The following is a 9,469-nucleotide window of genomic DNA, read 5'->3' on the forward strand; positions in this document are numbered from 1 at the left end:
GGGCGCCGCCCGCCAGCGCCGCGCCGAACAGCCGCTCGCCGACCGACGGCGTCGCCTCGTCGGCCAGGATCGCCCGGCGGCGGTGCGCGAGCCGTTGCGAATATTCGAGCGCGCGAAGCTCTGCCGCCGCGTCGACCAGGATGTTGGAGTCGGTTCCGGTGCCGATCCGGCCGCCGGCGGCGAGGTAGCGCGCCGCCGGGAAGATACCGTCGCCCAGATTGGCTTCCGTCATCGGGCACAGCCCCGCGACCGCGCCGCTCGCCGCCAGCCGGTCGCACTCCGCGTCGGTGAGATGGGTGGCGTGGATCAGGCACCAGCGCGCGTCTGCCGGCTGGGTGTCGAGCAGCCACTCGACGGGCCGCCGCCCGCTCCAGGCAAGGCACGCCTCGACCTCGCGCAGCTGCTCGGCGACGTGGAGGTGGATCGGCCCCGTCGTCATGCCGACAACCGCCGTCAGCTCGTCGGGCGTCACCGCGCGCAGGGAATGTGGCGCGACGCCGAGCACGCCGTCGGCGGGCAGCAGCGCGCCGCTCGCCTCGACCAGCCGGGCGAAGCCGTCGAGGTCGGACAGGAAGCGCCGCTGGCTGGGGAGGGGAGCCGCGCCGCCGAAATCTCCATGCGCGTAGAACACCGGCAGCAGCGTCAGCCCGATCCCGACGATGTCGGCCGCCGCGACGATCGCGGCGGCGGTGGCGGCGGGATCGGCGTAGCACGCGCCGTCCACGTCGTTGTGGAGGTAATGGAACTCGCCGACGCGGGTGTAGCCGGTTTCCAGCATCTCGACATAAGCCTGCGCGGTGATCGCGGCGACGTCCTCAGGGGTCAGTCGGTCGAGGAAGCGGTACATCACTTCGCGCCAGCTCCAGAAGTCGTCGTCGCATGGACCGACTGTAGACCAGGGCGCGACTCGCGACGATGACGGGCCGCACGCTGGGTGTCGTCGAGGACGGCGCCGTGGGGGCGGTGGACGGCCGCATCGGCTATGTCGGCTCGCGCCGCGCCGCGCCGGCGGCGGCCGAGACGATCGACTGCGGCGGTCGCTGGATCACGCCGGGGCTGATCGACTGCCACACTCATCTCGTCTACGCCGGCGACCGCGCGGGCGAGTTCGAGCAACGGCTGGCGGGCGCCTCGTACGAGGAGATCGCGCGCGCTGGCGGCGGTATAGTCTCGACGGTAGAGGCGACGCGCGCGGCGAGCGAGGACGAGCTTGTCGCCACCGCGCTGCCCCGCCTCGACGCGCTGATCGCCGAGGGTGCGACGACGGTCGAGGTCAAGTCCGGCTATGGCCTGACGCTCGCCGACGGACGCCGGATGCTGCGCGCCGCCCGCGCGCTCGGCGCGGTGCGCGACGTGCGGATCGTCACCAGTTTCCTCGGTGCGCACGCGGTGCCGCCCGAATATGCCGGCAATCCCGATGGCTATGTCGACGCCGTCTGCGACGAGATGATCCCGGCGCTCGCCGCCGAGGGCCTGGTCGACGCGGTCGACGCGTTCTGCGAGAACATCGCCTTCTCGCCCGCGCAGACCGCGCGCGTGTTCGCGGCGGCGCGCGCGCACGGCCTGCCGGTGAAGCTGCACGCCGAGCAGCTATCCAACCAGGGCGGCGCGGCGCTGGCGGCGGCGCACGGCGCGCTGTCGGCCGACCATCTCGAATATCTCGACACCGCCGGCATCGTGGCGATGGCGGGCGCCGGCACGGTCGCGACGCTGCTGCCCGGCGCCTGGTACTTCACGCGCGAGACCAGGCTGCCGCCGGTCGCGGCGCTGCGCGCGGCGGGCGTCCCGATCGCGCTGGCCACCGATTGCAATCCCGGCACCTCGCCGATGACCTCGCTGCTGCTGGCGATGAACATGGGCGCGACGCTGTTCCGGCTCACCGTCGACGAATGCTCCGCCGGGGTGACGCGCGAGGCGGCGCGGGCGCTGGGGCTGGCGGGCGAGATCGGCACGCTGGAGGTCGGCAAGTCTTGCGACCTCGCGATCTGGGACGTCGGGTTATTCGCAGCATGCCGGCATGGTGATCGTCGCCGATGGCAGCGACGCGGCGGCGCGGCGCATCGAGCGCGTGTTGTGGAACGATCCCGCGACCGGCGTGATGCGCCATGCCGATGCCGGCTACGACGTCGCGCTGGAGTGCGCCCGCGACCAGGGCCTCGACCTGCCCGCGATCCTGCCGCAACGATAATCAGGCGGCGATCTTGGCCGCTGCCGCCGCCGCCGGCGCCCGATGCGCCGCGACCGCCGCCGCATAGGCGGCGATGGCGGTGTGCTTCACCGGGCCGAACCCGCGCACCATGTCGGCGAGGCCGAGCAGCGCTATCCCCGCGCCGAGCGTATCGGGCGCGAGGTCGCGCAGGACGCCTTCCACCAGCGCCTCGTACCCGGCGATGAGGCGGCGTTCGCTCCGGCGCTCGGCGCCGTAGCCGAAGGGGTCGAGCATCGTGCCGCGCAGCCGCTTCGCGCGCGCCATGACCGCTAGCAGCGGCCGCATCGCCGCCGCGTTGAACGCCCGCTTGCGGGGGCGGCCATTCGGCGCCGTGCCGCCGAGCAGGGGCGGCGCGAGATTGTAGCGGAACCGCGCGCCATCGGCGAAGCGGCGGCGCAGCTCGGCCGCCAGCGCGGGATCGGTCAGCAGCCGCGCGACCTCATACTCGTCCTTGTACGCGAGCAGCTTGGCATAGTTGCGCGCGACCGCCGTCGCGAGCGCCTCGCTGTCCGGGGCGATCGCGCGTTCGGCCGCGCGGACGCGCTCGACCATTGCCCGATAGCGCGCGGCATAGGCGGCGTCCTGATAGGCGGTCAGATGCGCGGCCCGCCGCTCGACCAGCGCGTCGAGGCTTTGGTCGAGCGGCGCGGCCTTGGCCGGCAGCAGGGCGGCGAGCCGCGCGGGATCGACCGTGAAGACCCGGCCCAGCCCGAACGCGGCGAGGTTAAAGACGACGTTGGCGTCGTTCAGCCGTACCGCCCGCTCGATCGCCGCCACAGAAACGGGCAGCAGTCCCTTCTGCGCAGCCAGCCCGACGAGGAACAAGTTGCCGCCAAGGCCATCGCCGAGCAACGCCGCCGCGATCCCGGCCGCGTCCGCGATCGATACCGCCTCCGCCCCGAGCTGTCGCTGCAGCCGCATCGCCAGCAGCCGGCCGTCGATCGCTAGGTCGCGGTTGAACTGGAAGGCGAGGGTCGGGACGACGTCGCTGTCGACCAGCGCCCGCGTCCGACCCGGCGCGGCCGTTGCCATCGCGTCGCCGCTGAGCGCGGCGACGAGGTCAAGGCCGAGCAGCACGTCGGCCTCGCCGCGGCCGAGCTTCTGCGCATGCAGCCGCTCAGGGCCGGCGGCGATGCGGACATGGCTGAACACCGCGCCGTTCTTCTGCGCCAGTCCGGTCATGTCGAACAGCGAGGCGGCGTGACCGTCGAGATGCGCCGCCATGCCGAGGATCGCCGCCACGGTGATCACTCCGGTGCCGCCGATGCCGGCGATCATCATGGCGAAGCCATCGTCCAGCGGCGCGCGCGCGGGCTCGGGCAGGTCGGCGAACAGCGCCGGATCGATCGCAGCGACTGCGGGCTTGCGCGGTTCGGCGCCCTCCACCGTGATGAAGCTCGGGCAGAAGCCGTCGAGGCAGCTATAGTCCTTGTTGCAGCTCGCCTGGTCGATCCGCCGCTTGAGGCCCCAGTCGGTCTCGACGGGCTGGAGGCTCATGCAGGTCGATTGGACCGAGCAGTCGCCGCAGCCCTCGCAGACCGCTTCCGAGATGAACAGCCGCTTGGGTGGGTGGGGGTAGAGCCCGCGTTTGCGGCGGCGGCGCTTCTCGGCAGCGCAGGTCTGCTCGTAGATCAGCACGGTGCAGCCGGGCGTGTCGCGCAGCTCACGCTGGATCGTGTCAAGCCGGTCGCGATCCTCGATCCGCACGTCCGGCGGCAGCGCGGGGTTGCCGCGATGCGCGTCGGGATCGTCGCTGAGCAGCACGATCGTGCCGACGCCCTCGTGGCGCACCTGCTGCGCGATCTCGGCAACGGAGATGGGACCGTCGACCGGCTGGCCACCGGTCATCGCGACCGCGTCGTTGTAGAGGATCTTGTAGGTGATGTTGACCTTGGCGGCGACCGCGGCGCGGATCGCGAGCAGGCCGGAATGATGGTAGGTGCCGTCGCCCATGTTCTGGAACATGTGTCTCGTGCCGGTGAAGGGAGCGAGGCCGATCCAGTTGCCGCCCTCGCCGCCCATGTGCGTCGGGGCGAGCGCCTGTTCGGGCCGGACCAGCGCGGCCATCGTGTGGCAGCCGATCCCGGTCATGCTGAGGCTGCCGTCGGGCACCTTGGTCGAGCGGCTGTGCGGGCAGCCCGAGCAGAAGTAGGGCGCGCGGCGCAGCGGCAGCGGCGGCAGCGCGTCGGCGGCGGGCGCGAGGATCGCCTGGAGGCGCGCGGCAGCCGCCGTCACCTCGGGATCGGCGATGCCGAGGTGCGGGAGGCGCCCGGCGATCGCCAGCGCGATGGCGATGGGTTCCAGCTGGATGGTCTCGGACAGCAGCGGCGCGCCGGCCTCGTCGCGCTTGCCGATCAGCCGCGGCCGCTCGGGTGCGTTGACCAGCAGGCTCGCCGCCTGCGCCTCGACGAAGCTCTTCTTCTCCTCGATCACCAGCAGCGTCGCATGGCCTCGCGCGAACGCGAGCAGCCCCTCGGGCTCCAGCGGCCAGATGCAGCCGACCTTGTAGAGCGACAGGCCGAGCGCCGCCGCGCGCGCATCGTCGAGACCGAGCAGGGCGAGCGCCTGGCGGGTATCGCCATGGCTCTTGCCGGCGGTGACGAGGCCAAGGCGCGGCGTCACCGCGCAGAACGATGTGCGATCGATGCGATTGGCGCGAACGAAACGCTGGATCGCCGGCAGCCGGTGCTCGACGACGATCTGCTCCTCGCGAAGGGGCACGCGCGAGTCGGCGCGGACGTGCAGGCCCTCGGGCGGCAGATCGGGCTGTGGCGGCAGCACGGGCGCGACCCCGTCGAGATCGATGTCGACCGTTAAGGTCTGCTCGGCGATCTCGTTGACGAGCTTCATGCCCACCCACGAACCGCTGTAGCGCGACATCGCATAGCCCAGCAGTCCGTAGTCGATGATCTCGCCGACGTCGGCCGGGTAGAGCGAGGGGATTTGCGCGGCGGCCATCGCCTGCTCGCTCTGATGCGATACCGTGGAGGACTTGCCTGCATGATCGTCGCCGTAGAACAGCAGCACGCCGCCGTTGCGGTGCGCGCCGCCGTAATTGCCGTGCTTGAGCGCGTCGAGCGAGCGGTCGACGCCCGGTCCCTTGCCATACCAGGCGGCGAAGACTCCGTCGAAGCGCGGACCGGGCACCGAACCGAGCTGCTGCGTGCCGCGCACGGCGGTGGCGGCGATATCCTCGTTGATGCCCGGCGCGAACTTGACGCCGGCGGCGGCAAGCCGATCGCCGACCGCCCAGAGCGCGGTGTCGACGTTGCCGAGTGGCGAGCCGCGATAACCGCTGACGTACCCCGCCGTGTTCAGTCCGGCGGCGCGGTCGAGTGCCGCGCGCGCCAATAGCACGCGCGCGATCGCCTGCGCGCCGCTGAGCAGGACGCGGCCGCGCGTGGTCGCCCATTTGTCGTCGAGCGTGACGGCGGTGCCGGCCATGCGACCCTCTCCAGACCTTGTCGCGAGAGCATCAGCGCATGGTCGGCCGAACTCTGTCACCTCCGCGACAATCGGCGTCGAGCAGCCGTTCGATCCCGGCGACGTCGCGGACGAGGATGTTGCCGTATTCGATCGCGATCAGCCCGTCGGCCTCGATCGCCTTCAGCGCCTTGTTGACATGCTGGCGGGAGGCGCCGACCATCATCGCCAGCTCCGCCTGGGACAGGCGCAGCGTCAGCCGCACACCGCCCTCCGCCGCCGCGCCGAACGATCGTGCGGACACCAGGATGCGCGCCAGCACCCGCGCGCGCAGGCTGTCGAGGCTGCTGTCGGCATATTGCGCGGTGGCCGCGCGCAACTGCGCCGAGAGAAGCCGCAGGAGCGCGTCGTCGAAGCCCGGACACGTCCGGCGCAGCGCCTGGAACGCCGTCTTCCCCAGCACGCTCAGCTCGACATCGGTGATCGCCTGCGCGGTCTGCGGACGCGGGCCGCCGTCCACCAGACTGCTGCCGCCGAAGCAGTCGCCCGGCTGGAAGAACAGGAGCACGACCTCGCGCCCGTCGCGGCGCAGGACGGACAGCCGCACCGAGCCACGCTCGATCCGGTACATCTCGGTCCCGGCATCGCCCTGGATGTAGATCGTCTCGCCGGCGACCGCCCGGCGCCGGGTGGTCGCGGCGGCGAACCGCGCGCGCGCCGGCTCGTCCAGCCAGCGCAGCATGTCGAAGCTCAGCGGCGAGACCACGATGCTCGCCGCCGCCCGGTCACCGGACCGGCGCTGCCTCGGTGCGCGACGGCCAGCGCACCATCCGCCACAGGCCGATCGTTACCAGCGGCAGCACATAGATGGCGAGGAAGGTGTAGGACAGCCATTTGAACCCCTGTCCGATCAGCGCCGCTAGCCCGAATTCACCGGCGATGAAGACGCAGAATACCAGCACCGCCACGGTGATCGCGAGCCGGCCGCCGCGCGACAATGCCGCGGCGCGGCGGTCGCCCCAGGCGGCGGCGATGCGCTCGTTGACGGCATGGACACCGCCGGTGCCGCTCTCGAGCAGCGCCGCGAAGATCATCGCCTGGAAGATGGCGCGGAACAGCGGCAGGTCGAGCCGCGCCAGCATATAGTCGGACGGCAGCGTCTGCGCCTGGATGACGGGATAGAAGGCGGTCATGCAGACGAAGAACAGCAGGGCCGGCAGCATCGCGAACGGCCCCGCGAGCAGCCCGGCGACGACCGCGTCGCGCGGTGAGGAGAGGTGCCGCGTCACCGGCAGGATGACGATCGCGCCGATGATGTTGTAGCCCGCATAGGTCAGCCCGCCTGCCGCCCAGCCGCCCGTTGACGCCGACACGGGCGCCGGCGCGGCGAAGGCGGCGGCGACGCGGTCGCCGAACCGGCTGAGCATCAGCACGACGAACAGCGCGTAGGTGCCGTAGAGGAACAAGGTCACCCACTTGAACAACCGCTCGACCCCCTCGTTACCGAGCGCGGCCACGGCTGCGATCGCGAGGACGAGCAGCACCGCGCCGACGGCGACCGGCCAGCCGAACATCGCCTGGCCGATCGCGCCGGCGGCGGCGGCGAACACCGCCAGGATGACGATCATCGCCAGCGCGTAGGCGACCTCGTAGACCGGCCAAAGCGGTCCGAGCAGCCACCCGAAGAAGCGGCGATAGTCACGCGCGTCGGTGCGATAGGCGAACAGGAAGGTCAGCGCGGCGACTCCGCTCCAGACCATGGTGGCGAGCAACATGCCATAGACCCCGCCGCGCGGCCCCGCCGGCATGAAGAAGGTCGCCAGCTCGCGCCCCGTCGCATAGCCGCCGCCGATCACCACCGCCTTGAACGCGAAGCCGGGCAGCAGCAGGCGCTGGAACCAGTCGCTTCCCCGTCGGCGCATCCGTCTCTCCATGCACGGTATCATCGCGACAGATATCCTCTTGTGCAACAAATGTCATATACGGAAAAATGCCGGCGCATGTGTGTCGCCGGATGACAGCCTGGCGCGGCTGCCTGTAGAGAGCCGCCGGGGAGCACTGATGTCGATCTCAACCACCAAGGACCGGTCCCAGGCGAAACCGGGGGCCGTGCTGAAAGCGATCCGGGCACGGCGCGGCTGGACGCTGGCCGACGTCAGCCACCGCACCGGGCTGACCGTGTCGGCGCTGTCCAAGGTCGAGAACGACAAGATCGGGCTCAACTTCGAGAAGCTGGTCCGGCTCTGCGAGGGGCTGGAGATCGATGTTGCGCAGCTGTTCGGCAGCGCGGCGGAGGACCAGCCCGCGCGGGTCGAGGGCGCGATGCGGCGCAGCGTCACCCGCGCCGGAGAAGGCCGTTCGGTCGAGGTGGAGGGCAGCAACTATGTCTATCTCGCCACCGAATTGCTGCACAAGCGGATGATCCCGATCCTGGGCGAGGTCTTCAAGCGCGACATCGCCGAATATGAGGAGCTGCTCCACCACGACGGCGAGGAGTTCGTCTATGTCGTGGAGGGTACGCTGGAGCTGCACACCGCGCTCTACACGCCGGTGCGGTTGGAGAGCGGCGACAGCGTGTATTTCGACAGCGCGATGGGCCACGCCTATGTGTCGGTCGGCGACGGTCCGTGCCGCATCCTGTCGATCAACGCGACCTCGGAGGCGCACGTCGCGCGGGCGATCGAGCAGCGCGCCCCCCGAAAGGCCGGTCCTGCAAGGCCACCGGTCAGGCGCAAGGCGCCGGCGTGATCTGTCGGACCATCGACGAACGCACCTTCCCCACCAAGCCCATGCCGTCATACCGGCCCTGTGCCGGCATCCACCGCGGGATTGTTCTGCCAGTTGACGCTTTCCGCCGACGCTCGGGCCAGAACTGGCGCGGAACCTGGCACAAGGCCGGGATGACGCCGGAACCCGGTGCAACCTCATCAACAACGGGTGCTGTCGCCGGGGGAGGCGCAAGGCATGGGGCTGGGTAGGTGTCGGCTCGGCCTAACGCCGCAGCGATCGCTCGAAGAACGCCACCGTCGCCGCGTCCGCGCGTACCCAGCTCGCATGGCGGGCGAAGCCGTGGGTCTCGTCGGGCAGCACCAACGTCTCGACCGGCGCGCCGGTGCGGGTCAGGCGTGTGGCGAGGTCGATGGTCTGGCTGAAGCGCACGTTGCGGTCGTCGTCGCCCTGGATCAGCAGCACCGGCGAGCGCCAGCCCGCCACCGCCGCCACCGGCGACGACTGAAAGGCGGTCTTCATGCCCATGTCGCGATCGCCCTGCTCGAAGCGGGGCGCCGGCCCGCCCTGCTCGGCAAGGTAGAGTGACCAGTCGTGGACGCCCTGGAAGTCGACCCCCGCCTTGAACGTGTCGGAGTTGCGCGCCAGCGCCAGCGCGGTCAGGTAGCCGCCATAGGAGCCGCCCCAGATGCCGATCCGTGCGCCGTCGACGCTCGCCAGCGATTGCAGGTAGCGCGCGCCGGCGAGCACATCCTGGTATTCGGCAGCGCCATCCGCGCCGGCATGGCCGGGCTGCTCGAAAGCGCGGCCCTGACCGATGCCGAGCCGGTAGTTGACCGACAGCACCACGAAGCCGCGGCTCGCCAGATACTGGTTCACCGCATAGGCGTTGGCGTAATAGTCGCGATAGTGCCAGCCGAGCAGCATCTGCCGCTCCGGGCCGCCATGGACGAAGACGATGGCCGGCTTGCGCGCCGCGCCGCCGGGGGCCGCGAACAGCTGTCCCCGGATCGCGGTGCCGTCGGGGGCGGTGAAGCCGACCGGCCGGGGCGTGACGAACTCTGCGGACGGGTAGGGCAGGGTGGCGCCGAGCGGTCGGGGCTCGCCGCG

General features: G+C 71.1%; 5 protein-coding genes and 3 pseudogenes. 3 read left to right on the top strand and 5 right to left on the bottom strand.

All coding sequences use genetic code 11. The annotated features are described in order from the left end of the window. A pseudogene (gene hutF / locus HUU95_RS02635) lies at positions 1–886 on the bottom strand (formimidoylglutamate deiminase); the annotation flags it as partial. Positions 887–915: 29 nt separating this feature from the next. Here hutF and hutI point away from each other — a divergent pair. After that, positions 916–1,995: pseudogene (gene hutI, locus HUU95_RS02640) on the top strand (imidazolonepropionase); the annotation flags it as partial. A gap of 1 nt (position 1,996) precedes the next feature. Then, positions 1,997–2,188: pseudogene (locus tag HUU95_RS02645) on the top strand (urocanate hydratase); the annotation flags it as partial. Here the strand turns inward: HUU95_RS02645 and HUU95_RS02650 are convergent. From HUU95_RS02650 to HUU95_RS02660, 3 genes are read right to left on the bottom strand one after another with little or no spacing between them, the layout of a single operon-like run. Further along, positions 2,189–5,653: an indolepyruvate ferredoxin oxidoreductase family protein gene (locus HUU95_RS02650; protein WP_174278680.1), complete on the bottom strand. Its 3,465-nt coding sequence runs from the start codon at positions 5,651–5,653 to the stop codon at positions 2,189–2,191. It abuts the pseudogene before it with no gap. A 31-nt stretch (positions 5,654–5,684) separates the two neighbouring features. Next, positions 5,685–6,398 (bottom strand): Crp/Fnr family transcriptional regulator, encoded by a 714-nt coding sequence (locus tag HUU95_RS02655; protein WP_254602579.1) that lies wholly within the window; start codon positions 6,396–6,398, stop codon positions 5,685–5,687. 19 nt (positions 6,399–6,417) lie between these two features. Next, a complete protein-coding gene (locus HUU95_RS02660) occupies positions 6,418–7,554 on the bottom strand; it encodes a YkvI family membrane protein (protein WP_174278681.1) in 1,137 nt (378 codons plus the stop codon). 139 nt (positions 7,555–7,693) lie between these two features. Here HUU95_RS02660 and HUU95_RS02665 point away from each other — a divergent pair, with 139 nt between their 5' ends. Continuing rightward, entirely contained in the window at positions 7,694–8,380 is a 687-nt protein-coding gene (locus HUU95_RS02665) for a helix-turn-helix domain-containing protein (protein WP_174278682.1), read from the top strand. Between the two features lie 243 nt (positions 8,381–8,623). Here the strand turns inward: HUU95_RS02665 and HUU95_RS02670 are convergent. Further along, the coding region (locus tag HUU95_RS02670) for an alpha/beta hydrolase family protein (protein ID WP_174278683.1) at positions 8,624–9,469 on the bottom strand (846 nt) is incomplete at its 5' end.

It is taken from the genome of Sphingomonas bacterium, assembly GCF_903643065.1.
Lineage (GTDB): Bacteria > Pseudomonadota > Alphaproteobacteria > Sphingomonadales > Sphingomonadaceae > Sphingomonas.

Bases quoted from the DNA above. Each gene is read 5' to 3' on its own strand.
- HUU95_RS02650 (WP_174278680.1), bottom strand. From the start codon at position 5,653: ATGGCCGGCACCGCCGTCACGCTCGACGACAAATGGGCGACCACGCGC.
- HUU95_RS02665 (WP_174278682.1), top strand. From the start codon at position 7,694: ATGTCGATCTCAACCACCAAGGACCGGTCCCAGGCGAAACCGGGGGCC.
- HUU95_RS02660 (WP_174278681.1), bottom strand. From the start codon at position 7,554: ATGCGCCGACGGGGAAGCGACTGGTTCCAGCGCCTGCTGCTGCCCGGC.